At 69.4% G+C, this 25,578-nt stretch carries 26 protein-coding genes; 8 read left to right on the top strand and 18 right to left on the bottom strand.

The window, feature by feature from the left end:
* Positions 1–206 (top strand): hypothetical protein (locus tag AX690_RS23815; RefSeq protein WP_231732271.1); only part of this gene is annotated, 206 nt, incomplete at its 5' end.
* A gap of 375 nt (positions 207–581) precedes the next feature.
* Here AX690_RS23815 and AX690_RS21695 read toward each other — a convergent pair.
* From AX690_RS21695 to sdhC, 6 genes are all read right to left on the bottom strand, one after another.
* On the bottom strand, positions 582–902 hold the full coding sequence (locus AX690_RS21695) for a 2Fe-2S iron-sulfur cluster-binding protein (protein ID WP_066680320.1): 321 nt from the start codon (positions 900–902) through the stop codon (positions 582–584).
* 27 nt (positions 903–929) lie between these two features.
* Positions 930–2,168, bottom strand: coding sequence for an NAD(P)/FAD-dependent oxidoreductase (locus AX690_RS21690; protein WP_066680322.1), 1,239 nt, complete (start codon positions 2,166–2,168; stop codon positions 930–932).
* Between the two features lie 127 nt (positions 2,169–2,295).
* Positions 2,296–3,078 carry a succinate dehydrogenase iron-sulfur subunit gene (locus AX690_RS21685; RefSeq protein ID WP_066680323.1) on the bottom strand — a complete coding sequence of 261 codons (783 nt, stop codon included), beginning with the start codon at positions 3,076–3,078 and terminating at the stop codon, positions 2,296–2,298.
* A 7-nt stretch (positions 3,079–3,085) separates the two neighbouring features.
* Positions 3,086–4,873, bottom strand: coding sequence for a succinate dehydrogenase flavoprotein subunit (gene sdhA, locus AX690_RS21680; RefSeq protein ID WP_066680324.1), 1,788 nt, complete (start codon positions 4,871–4,873; stop codon positions 3,086–3,088).
* Entirely contained in the window at positions 4,873–5,328 is a 456-nt protein-coding gene (gene sdhD, locus AX690_RS21675) for a succinate dehydrogenase, hydrophobic membrane anchor protein (protein WP_197426937.1), read from the bottom strand. The genes sdhA and sdhD overlap by 1 nt, the downstream gene beginning before the upstream one ends.
* Positions 5,295–5,702, bottom strand: coding sequence for a succinate dehydrogenase, cytochrome b556 subunit (sdhC, locus tag AX690_RS21670; RefSeq protein WP_066680327.1), 408 nt, complete (start codon positions 5,700–5,702; stop codon positions 5,295–5,297). The genes sdhD and sdhC overlap by 34 nt, the downstream gene beginning before the upstream one ends.
* Before the next feature lie 181 nt (positions 5,703–5,883).
* Between sdhC and AX690_RS21665 the strand changes: the two genes are divergently transcribed.
* Complete coding sequence (locus AX690_RS21665) at positions 5,884–7,317, top strand: sensor histidine kinase (RefSeq protein ID WP_066680329.1); 1,434 nt, start codon at positions 5,884–5,886, stop codon at positions 7,315–7,317.
* On the opposite strand, the gene AX690_RS21660 is transcribed toward AX690_RS21665, so the two are convergent.
* Both AX690_RS21660 and zapE read right to left on the bottom strand, forming a co-directional pair.
* Positions 7,314–7,901 carry an NUDIX domain-containing protein gene (locus AX690_RS21660; protein WP_066680331.1) on the bottom strand — a complete coding sequence of 196 codons (588 nt, stop codon included), beginning with the start codon at positions 7,899–7,901 and terminating at the stop codon, positions 7,314–7,316. The genes AX690_RS21665 and AX690_RS21660 overlap by 4 nt on opposite strands.
* 9 nt (positions 7,902–7,910) lie before the next feature.
* Entirely contained in the window at positions 7,911–9,029 is a 1,119-nt protein-coding gene (zapE, locus tag AX690_RS21655; RefSeq protein WP_066680333.1) for a cell division protein ZapE, read from the bottom strand.
* Positions 9,030–9,115: 86 nt separating this feature from the next.
* On the opposite strand from zapE, the gene tsaE reads away from it, so the two are divergent.
* The 6 genes from tsaE (at position 9,116) to trxA (ending at position 18,412) form a co-directional block, all read left to right on the top strand.
* Complete coding sequence (tsaE, locus tag AX690_RS21650) at positions 9,116–9,562, top strand: tRNA (adenosine(37)-N6)-threonylcarbamoyltransferase complex ATPase subunit type 1 TsaE (RefSeq protein ID WP_066680335.1); 447 nt, start codon at positions 9,116–9,118, stop codon at positions 9,560–9,562.
* Positions 9,552–10,637: an N-acetylmuramate/N-acetylglucosamine kinase AmgK gene (gene amgK, locus AX690_RS21645; protein ID WP_066680337.1), complete on the top strand. Its 1,086-nt coding sequence runs from the start codon at positions 9,552–9,554 to the stop codon at positions 10,635–10,637. The genes tsaE and amgK overlap by 11 nt, the downstream gene beginning before the upstream one ends.
* Positions 10,634–11,359, top strand: coding sequence for an N-acetylmuramate alpha-1-phosphate uridylyltransferase MurU (gene murU, locus AX690_RS21640; RefSeq protein ID WP_066680339.1), 726 nt, complete (start codon positions 10,634–10,636; stop codon positions 11,357–11,359). Before amgK ends, murU begins: the two co-directional genes overlap by 4 nt.
* On the top strand, positions 11,356–14,343 hold the full coding sequence (gene addB / locus AX690_RS21635; RefSeq protein WP_066730549.1) for a double-strand break repair protein AddB: 2,988 nt from the start codon (positions 11,356–11,358) through the stop codon (positions 14,341–14,343). Before murU ends, addB begins: the two co-directional genes overlap by 4 nt.
* Before the next feature lie 142 nt (positions 14,344–14,485).
* Complete coding sequence (gene addA, locus AX690_RS21630; RefSeq protein ID WP_066686017.1) at positions 14,486–17,950, top strand: double-strand break repair helicase AddA; 3,465 nt, start codon at positions 14,486–14,488, stop codon at positions 17,948–17,950.
* Between the two features lie 129 nt (positions 17,951–18,079).
* A complete protein-coding gene (trxA, locus tag AX690_RS21625; protein WP_066686019.1) occupies positions 18,080–18,412 on the top strand; it encodes a thioredoxin in 333 nt (110 codons plus the stop codon).
* Positions 18,413–18,477: 65 nt separating this feature from the next.
* Here the strand turns inward: trxA and AX690_RS22540 are convergent, their stop codons facing one another.
* From AX690_RS22540 to AX690_RS21580, 10 genes are all read right to left on the bottom strand, one after another.
* A complete protein-coding gene (locus AX690_RS22540; RefSeq protein WP_082769807.1) occupies positions 18,478–18,585 on the bottom strand; it encodes a hypothetical protein in 108 nt (35 codons plus the stop codon).
* Positions 18,586–18,670: 85 nt separating this feature from the next.
* Positions 18,671–19,987, bottom strand: a complete 1,317-nt coding sequence (locus tag AX690_RS21620; protein ID WP_066686025.1) for a folylpolyglutamate synthase/dihydrofolate synthase family protein — start codon at positions 19,985–19,987, stop codon at positions 18,671–18,673.
* A 7-nt stretch (positions 19,988–19,994) separates the two neighbouring features.
* Entirely contained in the window at positions 19,995–20,921 is a 927-nt protein-coding gene (locus AX690_RS21615) for an acetyl-CoA carboxylase carboxyltransferase subunit beta (protein ID WP_066686026.1), read from the bottom strand.
* 12 nt (positions 20,922–20,933) lie between these two features.
* Complete coding sequence (gene trpA, locus AX690_RS21610; RefSeq protein ID WP_066686027.1) at positions 20,934–21,761, bottom strand: tryptophan synthase subunit alpha; 828 nt, start codon at positions 21,759–21,761, stop codon at positions 20,934–20,936.
* Positions 21,762–21,773: 12 nt separating this feature from the next.
* Positions 21,774–22,994: a tryptophan synthase subunit beta gene (gene trpB / locus AX690_RS21605; RefSeq protein WP_066686028.1), complete on the bottom strand. Its 1,221-nt coding sequence runs from the start codon at positions 22,992–22,994 to the stop codon at positions 21,774–21,776.
* Positions 22,995–23,010: 16 nt separating this feature from the next.
* Entirely contained in the window at positions 23,011–23,655 is a 645-nt protein-coding gene (locus AX690_RS21600) for a phosphoribosylanthranilate isomerase (protein WP_066686030.1), read from the bottom strand.
* Between the two features lie 47 nt (positions 23,656–23,702).
* Positions 23,703–23,972, bottom strand: a complete 270-nt coding sequence (locus AX690_RS21595) for an usg protein (protein WP_066686031.1) — start codon at positions 23,970–23,972, stop codon at positions 23,703–23,705.
* Between the two features lie 96 nt (positions 23,973–24,068).
* The gene (locus tag AX690_RS21590) at positions 24,069–24,944 is read right to left on the bottom strand and encodes a DMT family transporter (protein ID WP_066686032.1); all 876 of its coding nucleotides are present in this window, start codon (positions 24,942–24,944) and stop codon (positions 24,069–24,071) included.
* Between the two features lie 68 nt (positions 24,945–25,012).
* Positions 25,013–25,369 (bottom strand): YdbL family protein, encoded by a 357-nt coding sequence (locus AX690_RS21585; protein ID WP_066686033.1) that lies wholly within the window; start codon positions 25,367–25,369, stop codon positions 25,013–25,015.
* Positions 25,370–25,384: 15 nt separating this feature from the next.
* Positions 25,385–25,567, bottom strand: coding sequence for a YnbE family lipoprotein (locus tag AX690_RS21580; protein WP_013077335.1), 183 nt, complete (start codon positions 25,565–25,567; stop codon positions 25,385–25,387).
* Between the last annotated feature and the right edge of the window lie 11 nt (positions 25,568–25,578).

Raw genomic sequence — 25,578 nt, 5'->3', positions numbered from 1 at the left:
CGGTGTCGGCGGAGGCGGCTATCTATCCAACCTCGAATTCCGTGTCAAATCGTTTTTTCAAACTTTTTGAACCGGACCGGCGAACCCTGGAAATCCAGGAAGCGCCAGAGTGGCGAGCTTGTAGAGAAGCCAACCAAGCCAGTCAAGAAGTTATTTCGAGAAGATCTCAAAATCTCTACTTAACTAACCCTTCATCGCGCCGCTGAATTCTTGCGAAGTCTTGGCGGCGATGATCGGAGCGGCGCTTCTAATGAGGCGACATTCCGAAGTCAACCAACTCTTTTCGACTTTTTCGCATCACCGGGAACCGGATAGCGGAGAGACAAAAAGAAGACCCTCAGGGCTGCCGAAGCCGCCCCTGCGGATCCATCATCGAGTCGATTGGAGCGCGGTATCTAGCCAAGCGTCTTGAGCGATGCAAGCTCCCTTGCGGGGGCCGCGTCGTCCGGTCGCGAAGCCGTTCCGAGCGAGGCGTTGATCTAGTCCCCGCCCCGCGCTCTGGCAACCCCCTCGCGACAATATAACGACGCTCTTTTGAAGAAGGCGGGAACCAGCCGCTCTGTCCGCCTTCTGAGCGCTTCCTAGTGCTGGCTTTCCGGCAGGCGCACGACCAGGCCGTCCAGGGCGTCGGTCACCTTGATCTGGCACGACAGGCGGCTATTGGGCTCGACGTTCTCGGCGAAGTCCAGCATCGACTCTTCCATGGCCGACTTGTCGCCGGTCTTGGCCAGCCAGGCTTCGTCGACATAGACGTGGCAGGTCGCGCACGCGCAGGCTCCGCCGCAATCGGCGTCGATGCCCGGCACGTTGTTCTTCACCGCGCCTTCCATGACCGTCAGGCCCGGCTTGACGTCCAGAGCGTGCTCGGTCCCGTCGTGTTCGATGTAGGTGATCTTGGCCATGGGGCTCCCGTTATCCTTAGAGCGGCTTTAGGCCGCCACTTCCTTCATGGACACCGAGGTGTCGGCTAGCTTTTCCGCGTTCACCGGTGTGCGTTTGGCGATCAGCTGCTTGCCGGCCATGAATTCCGGCGGCGCATTGACCGCTTCGACCGCCTGCAGCAGGTCGCCCTTCAGATGGAAGACCGCGAACTTGGCGGCGGCGACGTCGCCGCGCACCACCTGGCGGTCGGCCTCGAACGGCAGGCCGGCGATCTGGAGCTTCAGGTCGTACTGGTCGGACCAGAACCACGGCACTTCCGGCGCGGGACCAGGTCGGCCGAGAATCGCCGACGCCGCCTGCTTGGCCTGCTCCAGGGCGTTGGGCACGCTCTCCAGCCGGAACTGACGCTCATAGAGCGGCAGCGGACGGTGCGCGACGTCGCCGATCGCGAAGATCGCCGGATCGTCCGTCCGCGCGTCGAGGCCGACCACCACGCCATTGGCCGTGGCCAGACCCGCGTCCTTGGCCAGCTCGTCATTGGGAATCGCGCCGACCCCCACCAGGGCGACGTCGCACGGCAGAAGACGCCCATCGGACAGGCGCACGCCGCGGATATGGTTGTCCGCGCCCTCGAAAGCCTCGACGCCGGCGTTCAGCTCGAAGGCCACGCCCCGGGCGCGGTGATAGTCCTGGAAGAAGGTCGACAGGGTCTCGCAGGCGACGCGGGCCAGGACCCGGCTCTCGCGCTCGACCACCACGACCTCCGCGCCGAGCGCTCGGGCCGAGGCGGCGGCTTCAAGGCCGACATAGCCCCCGCCGATCACCGCCAGGCGCTTGCCGAGACCAAGGGCGTGCTTGAGCAGCTCGGCGTCGGCGGCGGTGCGCAGCGCCAGGACGCCAGCGAGATCCGCGCCCGGAATCGGCAGCTGACGGGCGCGGGCGCCGGTGGCCAGGATCAGGAAGTCGTAGGAAATGGCCTCGCCCGAGGCGAGGGTGACGGTCTTGGCCGCGCGATTGATCCGTTCGGCCACGCCCGACAGGCGCAGGAAGACATTGTTCTCGCCGTACCAGTCAGCTGGCTTGAGGGCCAAGGAATCGGCGTCGGCCTCGCCCTTCAGCCAAGCCTTGGACAGCGGCGGGCGTTGATAGGGCAAAAGCGGCTCGTCGCCGATCAGGACGATCCGGCCTTCGTGACCATACTGACGCAGGAACGCCGCGGCCGAACCGCCCGCGTGACCCGCGCCGACGATGACGACGCATGCGTTCTGATTGGCTTCAGCGCTCAATGACGCCCTCCCTTTCGTCAAAAATGACGGCGGCGTCACCTATTGGCAAGCGCCTTCGATAGCGCGGATATAGAATAGGGCGGCTCGTCTCCGAAGCCGCCCTACGCTTGTCTTCCTGGAAGGCCCGTCAGACGACGCGCTCGACCATCATCTTCTTGATCTCGGCGATGGCCTTGGCTGGGTTCAGCCCCTTGGGGCAGACCTGGGCGCAGTTCATGATCGTGTGGCAGCGATAGAGCTTGAAGGGATCCTCAAGCGCGTCGAGGCGGTCGCCGGTGGCCTCGTCGCGGCTGTCGATCAGCCAGCGATAGGCGTGCAGCAGGGCCGCCGGGCCCAGATACTTGTCGCCGTTCCACCAGTAGCTGGGGCACGAGGTCGAGCAGCAGGCGCACAGGATGCACTCGTAGAGACCGTCGAGCTTCTCGCGGTCTTCCGGCGACTGCTTCCATTCGGTCTGCGGCTCGGGCGTGTCGGTGTGCAGCCAGGGCTCGATCGAGGCGTACTGAGCGTAGAACAGCGTCAGGTCCGGGATCAGGTCCTTGACCACCGGCATGTGCGGCAGCGGGCTGATCTGGACGGCCTTGCCCGGGACCTCGGCCCAGCCGTGGGTGCAGGCCAGGGTGTTGCGGCCGCCGATGTTCATCGAGCACGAGCCGCAGACGCCCTCCCGGCACGACCGGCGGAAGGCCAGGGTCGGGTCGATGGTGTTCTTGATGTACAGCAGCGCGTCCAGGACCATCGGCCCCACGGCGTCCATGTCGACGTCGTAGGTGTCCCAGCGCGGGTTGCCGCCCGTTTCCGGATCGTAGCGATAGATCTTGAAGGTCTTGACCTTCTTGGCGCCCGCGGGAGCCGGCCAATGCTTGCCCGACTTGATCTGCGAGTTCTTGGGGAGAGCGAGTTCGACCATCGGACCCTCAGTAGACCCGTTGCTTCGGCGGGATGTAGGCGATGTCCTCGGACATCGTGTAGCTGTGCACCGGGCGGTAATCGATCTTCACCTTGCCCGACTGGTTATCCAGCCAAGCCAGGGTGTGCTTCATCCAATCGGTGTCGTTGCGGTCGGCGAAGTCCTCGCGGGCGTGGGCGCCGCGGCTTTCGGTGCGGTTGACCGCGCCGTTCACCGTGACCACCGCCTGGCCGATCAGATTGTCGAACTCCAGGGTTTCCATCAGGTCCGTGTTCCACACGAGGCCGCGGTCGGAAACCTTGATGTCGTCCTTCTTGTCCCAGACGGCCTGCAGGCGCTTCACGCCGCTGTCCAGGCTCTCGCCGGTGCGGAACACGGCGGCGTCTTCCTGCATGGCCTTCTGCATCTCGAGGCGCAGCGAGGCGGTCGGGGTCGAACCCGAGGCGTTGCGGAAGCGATCGAAGCGCGCCAGGTGGGCTTCGGTCTGGGCGTCCTTCAGTTCCGGCTGCTTGGCGCCGGGCTTGAGGATCTCGGCGCAGCGCAGGGCCGCGGCGCGACCGAACACCACCAGGTCGATCAGCGAGTTGGAGCCCAGGCGGTTGGCGCCGTGCACCGACACGCAGGCGGCCTCGCCCACGGCCATCAGGCCCGGGATCACCTGGTCGGGATTGTCGCCGTTCTTGGTGACGACCTCGCCGTGATAGTTCGTCGGGATGCCGCCCATGTTGTAGTGGACGGTCGGCAGCACGGGGATCGGCGCCTTGGTGACGTCGACGCCGGCGAACACCTTGGCGGTTTCCGAGATGCCGGGCAGGCGCTCGTGCAGGATCTTCGGATCCAGGTGGTCGAGGTGCAGGAAGATGTGGTCCTTGTTCGGACCCACGCCGCGACCCTCGCGGATCTCGATGGTCATCGCGCGGCTGACCATGTCGCGGGGCGCCAGGTCCTTCACCGACGGGGCGTAGCGCTCCATGAAGCGCTCGCCTTCCGAGTTGGTCAGGTAGCCGCCTTCGCCGCGGGCGCCTTCGGTGATCAGGCAGCCGGCGCCGTAGATGCCGGTGGGGTGGAACTGCACGAACTCCATGTCCTGCAGCGGCAGGCCGGCGCGCAGGGCCATGGCGTTGCCGTCGCCCGTGCAGGTGTGGGCCGAGGTCGCCGAGAAGTAGGCGCGGCCATAACCGCCGGTGGCCAGGACCACCATCTGGGCCTGGAAGCGGTGCAGGGTGCCGTCGTCGAGCTTCCACGCGGTCACGCCGCGGCAGACGCCATCGTCCATGATCAGGTCGAGGGCGAAGTACTCGATGAAGAACTCGGTGTCGTGGGCCAGCGACTGGCCGTACATGGTGTGCAGCATGGCGTGACCGGTGCGGTCGGCCGCGGCGCAGGTGCGCTGGATCGGGCCTTCGCCGTAGTTCTTGGTCATGCCGCCGAAAGCGCGCTGATAGATCTTGCCGTCGGCCGTGCGCGAGAAGGGCACGCCCCAGTGCTCGAGCTCATAGACCGCCGCCGGGGCGTTGCGGGTCAGGTACTCGATGGCGTCCTGGTCGCCCAGCCAGTCCGAGCCCTTGACGGTGTCGAACATGTGCCAGCGCCAGTCGTCCTGGCCCATGTTGCCCAGCGAGGCCGAGATGCCGCCCTGCGCCGCCACGGTGTGGCTGCGGGTCGGGAACACCTTGGTGATGCAGGCGGTCTTCAGACCGGCCTGGGCGGCGCCCAGCGCGGCGCGAAGGCCCGAGCCGCCGGCGCCGACGACGACGACGTCGAACTTGTGGTCGATGAACTTGTAGGCCGACATCAATGGGCTCCGGTCACGGTCAGGGCCACCTTCAGGATCGAGAAGATCCCGACGGCGCCGGCGATCACGCAGACGAACAGGTTTCCGATCACCAGGGCGGTCTTGGTCGTGAAGCGATGGATGTAATCCTCGATCACCACCTGCATCGCGCCTTGGAGGTGCACGAGGGCGACGAGCAGCAGCAGGCTCGACAGCACCGCGTTCAGCGGCTGGCCCAGCCACAGGGCGACGGTGTGCTGGTCGGCGCCGATCAGGCGCAGGGCGGCGTAGGCGCCCCACAGCAGCAGCGGAACCAGGGCCAGGCCCGAGACGCGCTCGGTGATGAAATGGTGGACGCCATGGCGGGCGGCGCCGAGACCGCGAGCGCGCGACAGCGGCGTGCGGAACTGCTGGGGCTGATAGATGTCGTTCTTGCTCATGATCAGAACGCTCCGTTGGCGCCGGCCAGGACCCAGGTGACGATCGTCGCCACGACGGCGAAGGCGATCGACATCGCGCCCGTCATGTCGGCGGTGCGCGGCGCGAAGCCCTTGCCCACATCCCAGAAGGACTGTCGGATGACATAGGCGACGGTGTAGAAGACCGCGAAGGTCTCGCCCAGCAGCACCAGCTTGCCGATCGGCGAGCCCAGGATGCTCAGATAGCCGGCGTAGACGCTCGGCCCAGCGGCCAGGGCCGCGGCCCAACCGGCCAGGATGGCGGCGCCCACATAGAGCGCAACCAGGCAGCCGCGGTGAAGGATCGAGCAGGCCATCGTAATATGCCAGCGCCACACCTGCGTGTACGGTGACATCGGGCGCTCGGGCAGCCCCCGGCTCGTGTCGGTCATGGGAGGTCCAACCTCAATAGCCTTTGTGCGTTGCGGGACGCTTTTAAGCTTGGGGACTTAGCTGTCAATTAAACGACGCCCTCTTGAGAAACGTTCGCAAACCCAACGACGGTATCTTGAAGGAACCGCAAGGCGCAGCTTGCGTTGCTCCCGACGGGTTACGGGGCAGGCGGCGCATCAGATGAATGGTCCGATCGACTTTCGCGACATATTCGATCGCATCCCCTCGCCCTACATGCTGCTGGACCGCGACTATCGGTACGTCGCGGCAAACGCCGCCTATCTGAATACGCTCCAAAGGCGATGGGAAGATATTGAAGGCCAATATATTTTCGACGCCTTCCCCTCTGAGGGCGAGAGCCGAGCCAGCCTGGAGGCCTCGCTGGCGCAGGCGCGCGACAAGGGCGAGGTAACCGAACTTCCGCTGATCCACTATGCGATCGAACGGCCCGCCCATCTCGGCGGCGGGTTCGAGGACCGGATCTGGAGCGCGACCCACACGCCGATCCCCGACGAAACTGGCGCGACCCGCTACATCCTGCAGCACACCCAGGACGTCACCGCCATTCAGCGCCTGAAAGAGGCCGCCTTCGGCTCGCGCTCGGCGACCATGCTGGGCGACGACGTGCTCCGCCGAGCCGAGACGGTGCAATCGCAAAGCCGCCAGCTTCGCAACCTGTTCATGCAGGCGCCCAGCTTCATGGCCGTGCTGCGCGGCCCCGATCACGTCTTCGACCTTGCCAACAACGCCTACGCCCAATTGATCGGTCATCGCGAGGTGACCGGCCTACCTCTGGCCGCCGCCCTGCCCGAGGTCGCCGAGCAGGGCTTCGTTGATCTTCTCGACCGCGTGATGGCCAGCCGCGAGGCCTTCGTCGGTCGCCGCGTGAAGGTCGCTCTGCAGCGCGAGACTGGCGCGCCGCTAGAGGAGCGCTACCTGGACTTCGTCTATCAGCCGATCATCGAGTCGGATGGAACGGCCTTGGGCGTGTTCGTCGAAGGCGTCGACATGACCGACCAGGTCCAGGCGGACGAGCGGCAGCGCCTCCTGCTCGACGAGCTGAACCATCGGGTCAAGAACACCCTGGCGGCAGTTCAGGCGATCGCCCAGCAGACGCTGCGCGGCGCGCAAGATCCCGCGGCGTTCGCGGAGGCCTTCGAATCGCGCCTGCTGGCGCTGTCCCAGACCCACAACGCCCTGACCGAGAGCCGATGGGCCGGCGCGGGCCTGCGGCAGATCCTCGGCCAGGAGCTGGACCCCTACGGAGCCGAGCGCGTCGTGATGGAGGGTGAGGACGTCCATCTACCCGCGCGCGTGGCCTTGTCGCTGGGCATGGTGTTCCACGAACTGGCCACCAACGCCGCCAAGTACGGCGCGCTGTCCACGGCGGGCCGCCTGCTGCTGACCTGGTCGGTGACCGGCGACGCCAGCCTGGTCTTCGAATGGCGCGAGACCGGCGGACCGCCCGTCGCACAACCGACGCGGCGTGGTTTCGGCTCACGCCTGATGGAGCGCAGCATCGCCGGCGAGCTGCGCGGCCACATCGCCTTCGACTACGCTGAGACTGGCCTGGTGGTGCGCTTCGACACGCCGCTGGCGCGCGATCTGGACTAGGCCTTCGCGAACGCCGTCAGGGCCAGGTGCTGCAGCAGCATGATGGTCTTGGCGTCGCGGATGCGGCCGTCGGCGATCATGGCCAGGGCTTCGTCGATCGTCGGCTCCAGCACCTCGATGTCCTCGCCCTCATCGGCATGGCCGCCGCCGTCGCCGATCCGCATCGTGGCGTCGTACTCGGCCACGAAGAAGTGCAGAATCTCGGTCACCGAGCCGGGGCTCATGAAGGCCTCGAACACCTTGCGCACCTCGCCGAGGCGATAGCCCAGCTCCTCCTCGACCTCGGCGCGGATGCGGACCTCGGGCTCGGCGTCGTCGAGCAGCCCCGCCGCCGCCTCGATCAAGAGGTCGTCGTAGCCGTTGACGAAGGCCGGATAGCGGAACTGCTTGACCAGCAGCACGGTCCGGTTGGCCAGGTTGTAGGGCAGCAGCACCGCGCCGTTGCCGCGGTCGTAATGCTCGCGGCTCTGGGTCTGCCATGTCCCGTCGCGCCGCTTCCAGTCGAAGGTCGTGGTCTTCAGGATATACCAGTTGTCAGACAGCAGCTTGGTTTCGCGGACGCGGACGCGGTCTTTGACGGACATTGAGGTCTCCTAGTCGCGGACGCGCGAAACATAGTCAGCCGAACGCATCTCCTGCAGGCGCGAGACGGTGCGCTCGAATTCGAAGGCGCCGTCGCCCTCGGGATACAGCGCCTCCGGCTCGGCCTCGGCCAGGGCCACGAGCTTGGCGTCGGCTTCGTAGAGGGCGTCGATCAATGTGTTGAACCGCTTGGCCGCGTCGCGCCGCGCCGGCGTCAGGCAGGGCACGTCCTCGAGGAAGATCGTATGGAAGCGCTCGGCGAGAGCCAGATAGTCCTGCGGTCCCAGCGCCTGCTGGCAGAGACTGGCGAACGAGGCGCGGACCAGGCCGCCGCAGGCGCGCGGCAGGCGCATCTTTCGCCCAAGCACCTCCAGCGTCGCGCCCGTCTCCGGCGCGCCGTCCAGCATGTCCGTCCACAGTTGCTCGAACTCGGCCTGGGTCGTCTTGTCGATGGGCGAGAGCCAGGTGCGCGCGGCGCGCAGGCGATCCAGCCGGAAGTCGACCGGCCCGCGCACGGCGACGATGTCCAAGGCCTGCTTCAGCATGTCGATGAAGGGCAGGAAGAGCTGGCGGTTGAGCCCGTCCTTGTAGAGGTCCTCGGGCGGCCGGTTCGAGGTCGCCACCAGGGTCACGCCGCGCGCGAACAGCGCCTCGAACAGCCGGCCCAGGATCATGGCGTCGGCGATGTCGGTGACCTGCAACTCGTCGAAGCACAGCAGGCGAGCGTTCTGGGCGATCAGCTCGGCGGTCGGCGCGATCGGATCATCGCCCTTCGACTGGCCGAAGCGCGCCTTGCGCGCCGCCGCGTCGCCCTTGCGCCAGGCGTCGATGTCGGCGTGGACCTCGGCCATGAAGGCGTGGAAGTGGATGCGCCGTTTCTTGGCGACCGGGGCGCTGTCGAAAAAGAGGTCCATCAGCATGGACTTCCCCCGCCCGACCGGTCCCCACAGGTAGACGCCGCGCTGGCTCTTGGGCTTGCGGCCGAAGAACGAGAAGTTCGGCTCGCCGGCGCCGTCCAGGTCGGCCTCCAGACGGGACAGGGCCTCGACGGCGGCGGCTTGGGCGGCGTCGGGCCGGATCTCGCCCTGGGCCAGGCGCTCGCGATAGGCGGTGCGGAGGGATGTCGGCATCGGGCATTGCGGTTAGCGCGCGGGCGGCGCGGAGGAAAGGGCTTTGCGCCCTCAACATCGCCGGAGCGACGCGCTATGGGGTGGACATGAGCACCCTCCCCCTGCCCGACGAGGCCGCCACCCAGGCGCTGGGCCGTCAGCTCGCGACCGCGCTGCGGCCGGGCGACGCGATCTGCCTGACCGGCCCGCTGGGCGCCGGCAAGTCGACCCTGGCCCGCGCCCTGATCCGCGCCCTGACGACGCCGGACGAAGAGGTGCCGAGCCCCACCTTCACCCTGGTGCAATTCTACGAAACCCAGGCCTTCCCACTGGCGCACTTCGACCTCTATCGCCTGACCGATCCCGACGAGGCCTATGAGATCGGCCTGGACGAGGCCCTGGATGGCGGCGTGGCCCTGATCGAGTGGCCGCAGCGACTGGAAGGGCGTTTGCCGCCGAATCGGCTCGATATAGACATCGCCCTGGACGGCGACGCGCGACGCGCCGCCATCACGGCGCACGGTAGTTTCGAAGGACGTTCCCTTGAGTTCTGAACGCGAGACGGCGAAGGCCGCGTTCCTGGAAGCCCACGGCTTCGGCGACGTTCGCCGCCAAGCGCTGGGCGGCGACGCCTCGACGCGGAGCTACGAGCGTCTGCATCGCGGGGACCAGAGCTTCATCTTCATGGACCAGCCGCCGTCGCTGGAGACCGCGCCCTGCCCGCCGGACGCCACGCCTCAGGAGCGCGCCGCGCTGGGCTACAACGCCCTGGCGCGCCTGGCCGCCGGGCGCGTGGACGCCTTCGTGGCCTGCGCCGGCTGGCTGAACGCCCAGGGGCTATCCGCCCCCAAGGTGCTGGCGGCCGACGCCGGCGCCGGCCTCGCCGTGCTGGAGGACCTTGGCGATGACCTCTACGCCCGCCTGATCGAGGCCGGGACCGACGAAGCGCCGCTTTACGACGCCGCGATCGACGGCTTGCTGGCGATCCACGCCTCGCCGACGCCGAAGGTGCTGGACTACGACGGTTCGACCTGGCCGCTGCTGACCTATGACGATCTGGCCCTGAAGACGGCGCACGACATCTTCATCGAGTGGCAGCCGAGGTTCCGGGATGTCACGTTCGACGCCGCTGCTTTGGCCGAGTGGGAAGCGTTCTGGGCCCCGATCCGCGCCAAGGCCGAGGCCGAAGCCACCGTCTTCTGCCACCGCGACTATCACGCCGAGAACCTGATCTGGCTGCCGGAGCGCCAGGGCGCGGCGCGGGTCGGCATGCTGGACTTCCAGGACGCGGTCCTGGCCCACCCGGCCTGGGATCTCTCCATGCTGCTGCACGACGCCCGCCGCACCGTCTCGCCCGAGCGCGAGGCCGCGTGCCTCGATCGCTACCTGGCGGCGCGGCCGGAGCTGGACCGCACCGCCTTCCTGGCCGACTACCACGCGCTGGGCGCGCTCAACATCATCCGGATCCTGGGCATCTTCGCGCGCCTGGTGACCCGCGACGGCAAGCCCCGCTACGCCGATTTCATCCCCCGCCTGTGGGTCTATCTGGACGCCTGCTTCGCCGATCCAGCCCTCGCCGACCTCAAAGCCTGGTTCGACCGCTACGTCCCCGTGGAGACGCGCCGATGAGCGGGCCGAAAGTCGCCATGGTGCTGGCCGCCGGCCTCGGCACCCGCATGCGACCCTTGACCAACGACCGCCCCAAGGCCCTGGTCGAGGTCGGCGGCAAGGCCCTGATCGACCACATGCTGGATCGCCTGGCCGCCGCCGGGGTCGAGACCGCCGTCGTCAATGTCCACGCCTTCGCCGATCGGCTGGAGGCGCACCTGAAGGACCGCGCCGCCAAGGGCCTCGCGCCCCGGATCGTCATCTCGGACGAACGCCCGCAGGCGCTGGAGACCGGCGGCGGCCTCAAGCACGCCCTGCCGCTGCTGGGCGAAGGCCCGGTCTGGGTCGCCAATATCGACTCGGTGTGGATCGAGGCCGGCGCTCCGGCCCTCGACGCCATGGTCGCCGCCTGGGACCCGTCCAGCATGGACGTCTGCCTGATGCTGGCGCCGACCGCCACCTCGCTGGGCTTCCACGACAGCGGCGACGTGTTCCTGGAGGCCGACGGCGCGGTGCGCTTCAAGGGGCCCGGCGAGACCGGTCCCTTCGTCTATGTCGGCGTCCACATCTGTGACCCCGCCATCGTCAAGGACGGTCCCGAGGGCCCGTTCTCCTTGACCCCGCTCTGGAAGACGCTCGCCGCCCAGGGCCGCGTCCACGGCGTGGCGCCCGAGGGTCTCTGGATGCACGTCGGCGATCCGGTCGCCCGCGAGGCGGCCCAGGCGAGGCTCTCCCAGGCATGAGCGCGCCGGCCCCCTTCTTCGAACGTGAGGGGCCGCGCTGGTTCTCGATCCCCGCGCACCGGCCGTTCGTCGACGACCTGGCGCGCGGCCTGCTGAACGCCCTCGAGCCGCTGGGGCCGGAAGCCCTGCCCCGCGCCACGGTCCTGACCCCCACCCGCCGCGGCGCCCGCGCCCTGGCCGACGCCTTCCTGGCGGTCGGCGGTGGGCGGGCTTTGCTGCTGCCGCAGATCCGGCCGCTGGGCGATCTGGACGAAGGCGAACCGCCGTTCGAGCCGGGCGAACTGGCCATCGACCTGCCGCCGGCCATCGCCTCGCGCCGCCGCCGCTTCGAGCTGGCGCGGCTGGTGGTCGATCACGGAAGCCTGCTGTCGTTCAAGCCCGGCCCAGTCCAGGCCCTGGAGCTGGCCAAGGCCCTGTCGGACTTCCTCGACAGCTGCCAGATCGAGGAGATCGCCTTCCAGGACAGGCTGGACGGCCTGGCCGAGGGCGATCTGGCCCAGCACTGGCAGGTCTCGGCAAGGTTCCTGAAGGCGGTGCTGCGCGCCTGGCCCGAGCGGCTGAAGGATCTCGGCCTGATCGACGTGTCCGAACGCCGGGTTCGTCTGCTGCGCGCGTTGGAGAAACAGTGGTCGGAGAATCCGCCGACCGAGGTGCTGGTCGCCGCCGGCTCCACCGGCACTGCTCCCGCCACCGCCGACCTGCTGCGCGTCGTCGCCGCCGCGCCCAAGGGCGCGGTGGTCCTGCCCGGCCTCGACGAGGATCTCGCCGACAGCGCCTGGGATCGGATCGAGGGCAGCCAGGGCGAGCAGCACCCGCAGGGCGCCATGAAGCGCCTGCTGGACCGGGCCGGCGTCAGCCGAGGCGACGTCCGCGCCTGGGTCCCGGACGCCGACAGTCGGGGCCGCTGGCGGCGGCGGATCGTCAACGAGGCCCTGCGCCCGGCCGAAGCCACCGCCGACTGGCTGGCCCAGATCGCCGCCCTGCGCGCCGAGGCCCCGGACCTCGACCCCATCGCCGAGGGGCTGACGGGCTTTTCCGTCATCGCCGCCCGCGCCGAGGAAGAGGCCGCCGGCGCATGCGCGCTGCTGCTGCGCGAGGCGCTGGAGACGCCGGACAAGACCGCCGCCCTGGTGACCCCCGACCAGACCCTGGCCCGCCGGGTGATGACGCGCCTGCAGCGCTGGGGCGTGATCCCCGACAGCTCGGCCGGCGCGCCGCTGGCCGCCGCCGGCTCGGCGATCCTGGCCCTGCACTTCGCGCGCCTGGTCGAGGAGCCGCTGAACCCCGTGCGCCTGCTGGCCGTGGCCAAGCACCCGCTGGTGCTGGGCGAGGACGAGGCGCCGGCCGCCGCCCTGCTGGAACGCAAGGGCCTGCGCGGCGCCGCGCCGGGCTCGGCCGAGGGACTGCGCGCGCGGCTCAAGGACGCCCCCGAGGCCCTGGCGCTGTGCGACCGCGTGCTGGCCGCCGTCGACCACGCCGCCAGCCCCTATGCCGACGGCTTCGCCCGCCCCTGCCACGCGGCCAAGGCCCTGGTCGAGGCGCTGGAAGGCTTGATCGCGCCCGCGCGCCTGTGGGCCGGCGGCGCGGGCGAATGCCTGGGCGCGCTGATGGCCGCCCTGATCCAGGACGGCGAGCCCCTGCCCGACGCCTCGCCCCAGGCCTTCGCCGACATTCTCGACCGCCTGGTCAACGAGGAGACCGTCCGGGTCGGCGGCGCCACCCACCCGCGCCTGCGCATCCTGGGCGCGATCGAGGCCCGACTGGTCCGCGCCGACCGCCTGGTGCTGGCGGGGCTGGAGGAAGGCGTCTGGCCCCAAGGCGCGCCGATCGATCCGTTCCTGTCGCGGCCGATGCGTTCGCGCCTGGGCCTGCCGCCGCCCGAGCGCCGGGTGGGCCTGACCGCCCACGACTTCGCCCAGGCCGCCAGCGCCCCCGACGTCGTGCTGGTCCATTGCGAGCGGCGCGGCGGCGCGCCGGCCGTGGAGTCGCGCTGGCTGTGGCGCTTGAAGACCCTGGCGGCCGGGGCGGGTCTTTCTCTGCCCCGCCGCGACGACGTGCTGGACTGGGTTCGCACCCTCGACGCGCCCGAGCCCTATGCGCCGATCAAGCGCCCCGAACCGCGCCCGCCGGTCGAGGATCGTCCGCGCAAGATGGCCGTCACGCGCGTCGAGGCCCTGACCCGCGATCCCTACGCCGTCTGGGCGCGCGATATTCTGAAGCTCTACCCGCTGGAGCGCCCCGACGAGCCGGTCGAGGCGCGCGCGCGCGGCACGGCCATCCACGCGGCCTTCGAAAAGTTCGCCGAGACCTATCCCGACGCCGTGCCGGCCGACGCGGCCGCCGTGTTCGAGCGCTTCTATATCGAGGCCCTGGTCGGCGCCGGCATGCCGCCGACGGCGCTAACCCGCGAGAAGGCCCTGGCCCGCGAGGCCGCCCAGTGGGTCGCCGACTGGGAGCGCCATCGCCGCGCCGGCGCGCGCAAGATCGTGGTCGAGGCCGAGGGCAAGCTGGAGCTCTCGATCAACGGCCGCCCCTTCACCCTGACCGCCAAGGCCGACCGGATCGAGCCGTCGCCGGACGGGACGGCGCATATCCTCGACTACAAGACCGGGGCCGCGCCGTCGCAGAAGCAGGTCGACACCGGCTTCTCGCCGCAGCTGACCCTGACGGCGGCGATCCTGATGAACGGCGGCTTCCCCGACCTGGGCAGCCCCACGCCCGGCGAGCTGACCTATGTCCGCGTCACCGGACGGCGGCCCGCCGGCGAAGAGCAGGTCCGCGCCCTGGCCAACGGCGAGAGCGAGGAGGCCGCGCGCAAGGCGATGGACGGCCTGGTCAAGCTGATCGCCCGCTACGACGATCCCGACGAGCCCTACCGCTCGCGGGTCGCCCCACAGTTCGTGAAAGAACATCCCGGCGACTACGCCCACCTAGCGCGGGTGTTCGAATGGTCGACCAGCGGCGACGACGGAGAGGGCGAATGAGGCCGCTCGTCTTCCAGATCCTCCCCCGCGCTGCGGGGGAGGTGGCCCAGAGGGCCGGAGGGGGCAAGCTGGACGCAGGCCGCATTAGCCCCCTCAGTCGCTCCGCGACAGCTCCCCCGCAACGCAGGGGAGCATCTTTCTGATGACGCATGATCCTCAGCGCATCGCCGCCGATCCGGCGATCTCGGCCTTCGTCACGGCTAACGCCGGCTCGGGCAAGACCAAGACCCTGATCGACCGGGTCGCGCGCCTGCTGCTGGCCAAGGTGCCGCCCGAGGCGATCCTGTGCGTCACCTACACCAAGGCCGCCGCCGCCGAGATGCAGCGACGCCTGTTCGAGCGCCTGGGCAAATGGTCGGTGACCAGCGACGCCGACCTCCGCGCCGAACTGGCCAAGCTGGTCGGCGAAGGCGACGAGGTCTACGACGCGCGCCGCCTGTCCGAGGCCCGCGCCCTGTTCGCCCAGGCGCTGGAGACGCCCGGCGGCCTGAAGATCCAGACCATCCACGCCTTCTGCGAGAAGCTGCTGCGGCGCTTCCCGCTGGAGGCCGGCGTCTCGCCGGGCTTCACGGTGATGGACGACCAGGCCGGCGCCGCCATCGCCCGCGCCGCCCGCCGGTCGGTGGCCGCCTGGGTCGACACCCATGACGACGCGTTCGCGGAAGCCTACGCCCGCTTCTCGGTGGCGCTGGATTTCCAGAGCTTCGAGGCGATGTTCGCCGGCTTCGAGGCGCGGCGCGGCCAGATCGTGGCCTATGTCCAGCGCTGCGGCGGCCTCGCCGAAGCGATCGCCGACGCCTGGACGCGCTGCGGCTTCGACGCGCCGACCTCGGCCGAAGCGCTGGCCGCCAAGGCCATGGCGCGCCTCGATCTCGGCGCCTGGCGCGCGGCGGCCACGGTGCTGTTCGACGGCGGCGGCAAGCAGGACGCCAAATATGCCGAGGCCCTGGCCGCCGTGGCCCGCGATCCGGACGCGACGCTGGAGTTGGCCCTTCGCGCGCTGTTCACCGAGGGCGGCGAGGGCACGCCGGCGACCTGGCCGGCCAAGACCTCGGGCCTCAAGAGCCGCGAGGACCTGCGCGAGGCCCTGCTGCTGGAACAGGCCAAGCTGGAGGCCGCCCGCGAACAGGTCCGCGCCGCCAAGGTGGCCGAGGACACCCAGAACGCCCTGCTGCTGGCCGGCCTCTATATCGAGCGCCACATGGCCGAGAAGGACGCGCGAGGGGCGCTCGACTTCACCGACCTGATCGACAAGACCCGCGTCCTGCTGACCGAGAAGGTCGAAGCCGCCTGGGTGCTCTACAAGCTAGACGGCGGCGTTGATCACATCCTGTTGGACGAGGCCCAGGACACCGCCCCCGAGCAGTGGGAGATCCTGCGCGCCCTGACCGCCGACTTCTTCGCGGGCGCGACGTCCGAGGGCTGGAGCGGCCGCCGGGCCGAGCGGACCCTGTTCATCGTCGGCGACGAGAAGCAGTCGATCTATTCGTTCCAGGGCGCCGACCCCACGCGCCTGCTGGAAGAGACCCAAGGCTACATCGCCCGGATCGAGGCGGTGGGAGCGGTGGGCAAGGGCGTGCCGCTGACCGTGTCGTACCGCTCGACCCGCGAGGTGCTGAGCTTCGTCGACGCCCTGTTCTCCGATCCCGAGACCCGCGAGGGCGTGCCGCCGCCGGTCGGCCAGGACTTGGTTCGCCATGAACTGTTCCGCTACGGCCATCCGGGCTGTGTCGATCTCTGGCCGCTCACCCGCGAGCTGCCCGGCGAGGAGCGCGAGGCCTGGGAGGCGCCGCTGGACGCGGAGGGCGAGCGCAGCGCCAACCGGCGCCTGGCCGAGGCTATCGCCGCCGAGACCGCCGCCATTCTCAAGCGCGGCGACGCGGTGTTCGACAAGGAGCTGGGCCGCCACCGCGCCGCCCATGCCGGCGATATCCTCGTCCTGGTCCGCCGCCGCAAGGTGCTGTTCGAGGAGATCATCCGCGCCCTCAAGCGGCGCGGCGTGCCGGTGGCCGGCGCCGACCGCCTGTCGCTGTCCAGCCACATCGCCTTCGAGGACCTGCTGGCCCTGGGCCGCTTCGTCCTGTTCCCGGACGATGATCTCACGTTGGCGGCGCTGCTGAAGGCGCCGTTCTGCGGCCTTTCCGATGACGATATCTACGCGCTCGCCAAGGGACGGCGCGCCACCCTCTGGACCGAGCTCCAGCGGCGGTCCGGGGAGCACGCCGAATGGGCGGCCGCGCACGCCGTACTCGATTGGGCCCTGATCGAGGGTCGCCGCCGGCAACCGTTCGAGTTCTACGCCGCCTGGCTGGGCCTGACAGACGAGGGCGGACGCTCGCACCGCGCCAAGGTGCTGACCCGCCTGGGCGCCGAGGCCGAAGAAGCGCTCGACGAGTTCCTGGCCCAGGTGATGGAGGCCGAGCAGCGCGGGGTGCGCGACCTCGAGGCCCTGGTCGCCGACTTCGCGGCCCTGGACATCATCGTCAAGCGCGAGATGGAGGGCGCGCGGCGCGAGGTGCGGGTGATGACCGCCCACGGCTCCAAGGGCCTGGAAGCGCCGATCGTCTTCCTGCCCGAGACCACGGTGAAGCGCGGGGCCGGCGGCTCGCCGCTGCTGGTGACCGAGGACGGGGCGTTGCTCTGGTGCGGCTCCAGCAAGGGCGACTGCGAGGCCTCGGCCAAGGCCCGCCGCCTGCGCGACGACAAGGAAAGCCAGGAGGCGCTGCGCCTGCTGTATGTCGCCCTGACCCGTGCGCGGGACCGGCTGATCCTGTGCGGCCGTATCGACGCCCGCACCAAGGACGACAAGGTCGGCGGCTGGTACGCGGCCGTCCGGAGCGCCTTCGCACACTCGGACATCGCGCCGCACGTTCGGACGATCGGCGAGGACGAGACCGCCTTCCTCCGTTACGGCCCGGACCCCGAGCCCGCGCCACGCGCCGAGGAGGATGTCCGCGTCCCCGCCGCCGCGCCCGCCTGGATGACTCATGCCGCCCCGCCAGAGCCGGCGGCGGCCCGCTATGCGGCGCCGTCGCGGATCGAGGACAACGCCCGCGTCCCCGCCCCCTCGCCTCTGGCCCGCGTCGCGGGCTTGGGCCGCTATCGGCGGGGCGAGCTGGTGCACAAGCTGCTGCAGATCCTACCGGATCTAGCGCCCGACCAGCGGGCGAGCGCCGCGCGGCGGCTGCTGGCGGCCGAGCGCGACCTGACCGAGGATCAGCGCGAGGAGATGGCGGCGGCGGCCTTCGGGGTGCTGGACGACGCGCGCTTCGCCGCCGTGTTCGGCCCCGGCTCCCGCGCCGAGGTGGCGCTGGCCGGAACCAGCGTCCATCTGCCCAAGGGCCTGGCCGTCTCGGGCCGCGTCGACCGGCTGGTGGTGGACGAGGGCCGCGTCCTCGTTATCGACTACAAGACCAACCGCCCCTCGCCCGACCGCATCGAGGACGCCGATCCGGCCTATCTGGCCCAGATGGCGGTCTATGCGGCGGTGCTGCGCGAGGTGTTCCCGGGCCGCGCGATCGAGGCGGCGCTGGTGTGGACGGATGGTCCGAAGCTGATGCCGGTTCCAGAAAAGGTGATGGCCGAGGCGCTGGCCAGGCTGGCTTAATCCCGTTGCCGGACGCGCCCTGGCCCCCTACATCTTTGGACAACCGCCCGGAGCGACTCCGGGTAATTTAGAATTTGATCGCGTCCTCCGCGCCGGAAACCGCCGCGCGACGCCAGACTGGAGCAAGCCATGAGCACCGTTGCGGTGACCGACGCCACCTTCGAAGCCGACGTCCTGAAGGCCAGCAAGCCCGTGCTGGTCGACTTCTGGGCCGAGTGGTGCGGTCCCTGTAAGCAGATCGCCCCGGCGCTGGAGCAGCTCTCCGAAGAGCTGGCCGACGTGGTGACCATCGCCAAGGTCAATATCGAGGACAGCCCGACGACCCCGTCGCGCTATGGCGTTCGCGGCATCCCGACCATGATGCTGTTCCGCGACGGCCAGATGACCTCGATGAAGGTCGGCGCCATGCCCAAGCAGAAGATCCTGGAATGGCTCAACGAAGCCGGCGTCCAGGCGGCCTAAGCGCCTTCCGCCGCTGAATTGAAGACGCCCGCTCCGGCTTCCGGGGCGGGCGTTTTTCGTGGTCCCTATTTCTTGGGCGTCACGATGAACGGCGAAACCGCCGGCGGCGGGGTCTTCTTCTCGGCCTTCGGTTTGCGGATTTCCTTGTTCGACTTCTTCTGACCCTTGGCCATCGGCGGTTCCTGCCAGGGCGGGCGCGCTCGCCGAGGATGTCCGGCGGGCCGTGCCGCCCTATCGGCGTCCCCCAGCCTTACGCCCTTAAGTCGGCCAGGTCTCGGGACTCATCGCCAGCACCTCGCCGGCCAGGTACAGCGAACCGCAGATCAGCACGTGCGGCGTCGGCTCCAGCTGAAGCGCGCGGCTCAGCGCGTCCTCGACGCCGTCGCAGGCGGCGGCGCGCAGGCCGGCCAGCTCGGCGGCGGCGGCGGTCTCGGCCGCGCTGGCGGCGGCGTGGCCTTCGAAGGTCACGGTGAAAACCTTGGCCGCCACGCCCCGGAACGGCGTGAAGAAGCCCGTCGCGTCCTTGTTGGCCAGCAGACCGGAGATCAGCGCCACGGGCCGACCGTCGCGGGCGGCGAGGTCGGCGACGGCGCGCGACACGGCCCGGCCGGCGTGCGGATTGTGACCGCCGTCCAGCCAGAGGTCTGCGCCGGCCGCCTTGGCGCGCTCGGCCAGAGGGCCCGCGATCAGGCGTTGGAAGCGGGCCGGCCACACCGCGCCGGCGATCCCTTTCCCCATCGCGGCCTCGTCGATGCGAGAATCGCCCAGGGCGAGCAAGGCGGCTACGGCGAGACCGGCGTTGGCGAACTGATGCTCGCCGGGCAGCGAGGGCGCGGGCAGGTCCAGCAGGCGGTCCTGCATCTGCACCAGCAGCCGACCGCGCTCGTTCCAGGCGTCGAAGTCGCGGCCCATCAGGGTCAGCTCGACGCCGGCCAGGGCGGCGGTCGTGTCCAGCACGTCCTCGGCCTCGGGATCCTGGCGCGCCGAGACGGCCGGCGCGTCGGGCTTGATGATTCCAGCTTTCTCCACGGCGATCTTGCCGATGGTGTCGCCCAGGAACTCCCGGTGGTCGATGTCGACCGGGGCGATGACGCTGACCGCCGGCCGCTGGATGACGTTGGTGGCGTCGAGAATGCCGCCCAGCCCCACCTCGACGATGCAGAGGTCGGCCGGAACCTCGGCGAAGGCGACGAAGGCCGCGGCCGTGGTGATCTCGAAGAAGGTGATCTCGTGACCGGCGTTGGCCGCCTCGACCCGGTCCAGCACGTCGGCCAGATGCTCGTCGGTGATCAGGGCTCCGGCCAAGCGGATCCGCTCGGAAAAGCGCACCAGATGCGGCGAGGTGAAGACGTGGACCTTGAGGCCCGCCGCCTCGGCCATGGCGCGCAGATAGGCGACCGTCGAGCCCTTGCCGTTGGTGCCGGCGACGTGGATCACCGGCGGCAGACGGTCCTGCGGATCGCCCAAGGCGGCGCAAAGCCGCCGCATCCGGTCCAGCGACAGGTCGATCAGCTTGGGATGCAGCGCCTTCAGCCGCTCCAGGGCGGCGTCGTGGGCGCGGAGGTGCTCGGCCAAGGCCGCCTTACGCGGCCTTGCGGGCGCGGCCCATCATCAGGGTGCCCAGGATCGAGCCCAGGACCTGCGGCAGCTCCTTGCGGTGCGTGACGCGGTCGACCATGCCCTTCTCGACCAGATATTCCGAGCGCTGGAAGCCGGGGGGCAGGGTCTCGCGGATGGTCTGCTCGATAACGCGCGGACCGGCGAAGCCGATCAGGGCGCCCGGCTCGGCCAGATGGACGTCGCCCAGCATGGCGTAGGAGGCGGTGACGCCGCCCGTGGTCGGGTCGGTGAGGACCACGACGTAAGGCAGGGCCGCGTCCTTCAGCTCGTTGATGGCCAGGGTCGTGCGGGCCATCTGCATCAGCGACAGCGCGCCTTCCTGCATCCGCGCGCCGCCGGCGGCGGTGAAGGCGATCAGCGGGACTTCTCGCTCAAGCGCGGCCTTGGCGGCGGCGATGAAGCCCTCGCCGGCGGCCATGCCCAGCGAACCGCCCATGAAGGCGAAGTCCTGGACCAACACCACGGCGTCGACGCCGCCGACCTTGCCATAGCCGATGGCCATGGCGTCGGGCTCGCCCGTCGCCTTGCGGGCGGCGGCCAGGCGGTCCTTGTAGGGCTTGCCGTCGGAGAAGTGCAGCGGGTCCTCGACGACCGACGGAGTCGGCAGGGCCTCGTACTGGCCGTCGTCGAAGGTGAACTTGAAGCGGGCTTCCGGCCCGATCCGCATGTGGCGACCGGCCGGCGTGACCCACAGGGCCGCCTCCAGGTCGGAGCGGAAGATCATCTCGCCCGTGTCCGGGCACTTGACCCAAAGGTTCTCGGGCGTCTCGCGCTTGGAGAACGCGCCGCGCACGCCGGGCGCGATCCGCGACAGCCAGCCGCCGCCTCGGCGGTCGCTCGCTGCTTTCTTGTCGCCCTTCTTCGGGTCCTGGGGTTCAGCCATAGCCATAGCCTTAGAGCCTCACTTCGTCCCGACTCGCGCCGAACGCACAGCCTTAGCCAGCTCCGACGCTTTTAGAAGAACCTTCTCGGTCACGTTTTCGTTCAACCGAGCCGCGGATTCGATTTCATCCACAAGAGCAGAGCCCACGACGGCCGCGTCGGCCACCTTGGCCACGGCGGCGGCCTGATTCGGGGTGCGGATGCCAAAGCCCACCGCCACCGGCAGGCCCGAAGCCTTACGAAGGCGTTCGACGGCGGGCGCGACCTCGGCCGCGTCGGCCGACTTCACGCCGGTCACCCCGGCGACCGACACGTAATAGACGAAGCCCGAGGTGCGGCGCACGACCATCGGCAGGCGCGCGTCATCGGTGGTCGGGGCAGCCAGGCGGATCAGGGCGATGCCCTCGGCTTCCAACGCGTCCGATAGCGGGTCGGCTTCCTCGGGCGGGCAGTCGACGATGATCAGGCCGTCGACCCCGGCCTTGGCGGCGGCGGCGGCGAAGCTCTCGAAGCCCCGGTGCAGGACCGGATTGAGATAGCCCATCAGGATGATCGGCGTGTCCTGGTCGCCCTCGCGGAAGGCGGCGACGAGGTTCAGCGTCCCCTGCAGGGTCATGCCGGACTTCAGGCCACGCTGGGCGGCGCGCTGGATGGTCGGCCCCTCGGCCATCGGATCGGAGAAGGGGAAACCCAGCTCGATCAAATCGGCGCCGGCGGCCGGCAGGCCCTTCAGCACGCTAAGCGTCGTGGCCGCGTCAGGATCGCCGGCCATCACATAGGTCACGAAGCCGGCGCGGTTCTGAGCCTTCAGATCCGCGAAGCGGCGGTCGATACGGTCTTTGGTCACGCGGGGTCGGTCCTAGATCTTGCGTCCGAGCGCTTCGGCCACCGTGAAGATGTCCTTGTCGCCGCGACCGCAGAGATTCATCACCACGATCTTGTCCTTGCCCAGCTCCTGGGCGATCTCGCCGACGCGGGCCAGGGCGTGGGCCGGCTCCAGCGCCGGGATGATGCCTTCGAGGGTCGAGCACAGCTGGAACGCCGCTAGGGCCTCCTCGTCGGTGCTCGAGACATATTCGGCGCGGCCGACCTCGTGCAGGAACGAGTGCTCGGGGCCGATGCCGGGATAGTCGAGACCCGCCGAGATCGAGTGGGCGTCGATGATCTGGCCGTCGTCGTCCTGCAGCAGATAGGTCTTGTTGCCGTGCAGCACGCCCGGACGCCCGCCCGTCAGCGACGCGGCGTGCTTGTCGGTGGAGACGCCGTGGCCGGCCGCCTCGACGCCGATCAGCCGCACGCCGGAGTCGTTCAGGAACGGGTGGAACAGGCCGATGGCGTTGGAGCCCCCGCCGATGCAGGCGACCACCGCGTCGGGCAGGCGGCCTTCCATCTCCAGGATCTGCTCGCGCGCCTCTGCGCCGATCACGCTCTGGAAGTCGCGGACCATCACTGGATAGGGGTGCGGGCCGGCGGCCGTGCCGATCAGATAGTAGGTGTCGTGCACATTGGTGACCCAATCGCGCATCGCCTCGTTCATGGCGTCCTTCAAGGTGCCGGTGCCCGAGGTCACCGGACGCACTTCGGCCCCGAGCAGGTTCATGCGGAAGACGTTCGGCTTCTGACGCTCGACGTCGGTGGCGCCCATGTAGACGACGCACGGCAGGCCAAAGCGCGCGCAGACGGTGGCGGTGGCCACGCCGTGCTGGCCCGCGCCCGTCTCGGCGATGATCCGGGTCTTGCCCATGCGCATGGCCAGCAGGATCTGGCCCAGGGCGTTGTTGATCTTGTGCGAGCCGGTGTGGTTCAGCTCGTCGCGCTTGAAATAGATCTTGGCCCCGCCGAAGTGCTCGGTCAGGCGCTCGGCGAAATAGAGCGGGCTGGGCCGGCCGGCGTAATGGGTGTTGTAGCTCGTCAGCTGAGCCTGGAATTCCGGATCGGCCTTGGCCTCGGCATAGGCCTTGCCGAGATCCAGCACCAGCGGCATCAGCGTCTCGGCCACATAGCGGCCGCCGAAGTCGCCGAACCGGCCGTTCGCGTCCGGATAGGCCGAGTAATCGTTGGGTTTCGCGGGAGCGTTCACGAGAGCTTTCCAGCAGTCAGGCGCGTTTGACGGCGTCCAGGAACGCCGAGATCAGAGCGGGGTCCTTTAGGCCGGGACCGCGCTCCACGCCAGAGGAAACGTCCACGAACGGGGTTCCCGACACCGTGATCGCCTCGGCCACGTTCCACGGATCCAGGCCTCCGGCCAGGAAATGCGGGCGCGAAAACCGGCGGCCGGACAGCAGGCCCCAGTCAAACCGCGCGCCCGTTCCGCCCGGCAAGGCCGAGCCTTCCACGGGCTTGGCGTCGAACATCAGGTGCTCGGCGACGCCGTCGAAGGCGGCCGCCTGGTCGACATCCGCCGTCGTCGAGACGGAAAACGCCTTGATCACCCCGACCCCGGCGCGGGCGGCGATCTCGCGGACGCGCGAGGGCGTCTCCTTGCCGTGGACCTGGATCAGGTCGGGCCGCATCGTCGCCATCAGGCGGTCGATCAAAGCATCATCGGGATCGACGGTGACCGCCACCGTCTTCACGCCCCGGCCGCGGACCGGTTCGACCAGCCGCGCGGCGGCTTCGGGCGTGAGGTTACGGGGGCTCTTCGCGAAGAAGACGAAGCCCAGGAAGGCCGCGCCGCCGTCAAAGGCGGCCTTGACCGTCTCGGGCGTCGACAGTCCGCAGATCTTGGCTCCAGCGCTCATCGCCCGGGAGTTACGGTCGGCGGGCGTCCGAAGCAAGCCCAGCGAAACTATTGCAGCGTGAAGACCCCGTTCACGGCCCGCCACTCGCGGGGGCCGATCAGCTTGTTGTGGGCTACCCGGACCGAGTGCAGCACCCCGTCCAGCTCCTTGGCCCAAAAGTCCAGAAAACCCTTCAGGGTCGGGAATTTCGGGGCCAGGTCATAGTCCTGCCAGACATAGAGCTGCAGCAGGTGGGGATGGTCGGGCAGGTGGTAGTGAATCTCGGCCGTGGTCAGGCCGTAACCCATAAGCTGTTTCTCGAACGCACTGATCGTCATGACAACGCTCCAAGCGGACGTGATCGAAGCTTCAGTCCACTGAGCGAGTCGCTCAAGAGTCATGATGTCGCGGGAAGAGCGGTCCGGCGAACTTGCCTAAGGCGCGATCTCCTCGGCCACGGCCTCGGCGGGCGTGGTCAGGATCGCGCCCGCCGAGGCGCAAATGATCGCCCCGATGGCCAGCCATTGCGAGGCGGCGAGATGCTCGCCCAGGATGATGAGCCCCGCCAGCGCACCGACGGCCGGTTCGGCGCTCAGCACGACGCCGAAGCTGCGCTTGGGGATGCCGCGCAGGGCGATCATCTCCAGCGAATAGGGGATGGCGCTGGACAGCACGGCGACGACCAGTCCCAGCAGCACCACCTTCGGGTGGAACAGGCTGGCGCCGGCCGAGATGACGCCGATCGGCGCGACGATCAGGGCCGCCGTCGTCATGCCCAGGGCCACCGAGCGTCCCGCGTGCAGGTGTCCGGTCCGCTTGCCCAGGATGATGTACAGGGCCCACATCACCGCCGCCGCGCAGGCGAAGCCGACGCCGGCCGGATCGAGGGGCTTGGCGCCGGGATCGATCGGCAGCAGCAGGGCAAGACCCAGGACCGCCAGGCCGATCCAAAGGAAATGGATCAGCTTGCGCGAGCTGGCCACCGCCACGGCGAGCGGCCCCATGAACTCGATCGCGATCGCCAGGCCCAGCGGCACGGTGCGGATCGCCATGTAGAAGCAGAGGTTCATCAAGCCCATCACCGCGCCATAGGCGGCGATGCGGCCCAGGTCCGCGCGCGATAGCGGATGACGCCAGGGCCGCCAGACCAGCAGCAGGATCAGGGCCGAGAAGCCGACGCGATAGGCCGTCGTGCCTTGGGCGCCGACCAGCGGGAACAGGCCCTTGGCGAAGGACGTCCCCACGCACAGGACAACGATCGCGGCCATCAGGGCGGCGTAGGGAAGCAGGCGCTGGCGCGAGGCGGACATGAAGGCTGTTTAGGGCCCCGATGGCCGGCCGTCATCCCGCGCCTGAGACGCGGGATGACGTTACGCGATTACTTCTTCACCCAGCCGCCATCCAGGGGCTTCCAGTACTGGCCAGGCGCCAGGCGGCCATAGAGCTGCTTGGCGGTGGCCTGGCCCGCGGCCTCGGGCGTCACGCCGGTCTTGGCGGCGATGTCCTTGTAGGCGGCGGCGCGGCCGGTGTTGATCTCGGCCACGGCCGCGCGCAGGGCCGCGTCGCCGCCGGACACGATGCCCAGATAGCCGTCGGCCTGCTCGCCGACCGTGCCGGCGGCCTTGGCGGAGTCCACGGCGGCCTTCGCGGCGGCCGATTGGGCCAGCGCCAGGTTCGCGCCGGCGGCGGTCATCGCCAGGCCCAGCGCCAGAACCGTCATCGTCTTGCGGATCATGTCGGTCCTCCTTGCTTAGAACAGGTTCGGGTTCTGCTGGATCAGCGACTGGACTTCCTTGTCCAGCCGCACGCGCACATCGGCGTCCAGCTTGGCGTAGATGTTGATCGGATCAACCTTGACCCGAACGGTGGGCGTGCAGGCGGCGGCCAACGCCCCCGTCATGGCCAGGCCCAGCAACAGGGCGCGCTTTCTCATGCGTCTAGTCT

This window comes from Caulobacter sp. CCH9-E1, assembly GCF_001556515.1.
GTDB lineage: Bacteria > Pseudomonadota > Alphaproteobacteria > Caulobacterales > Caulobacteraceae > Caulobacter.
The sequence above is the reverse complement of the archived record's forward strand: the minus strand, read 5'-3'. Positions and strand labels throughout refer to the sequence as shown.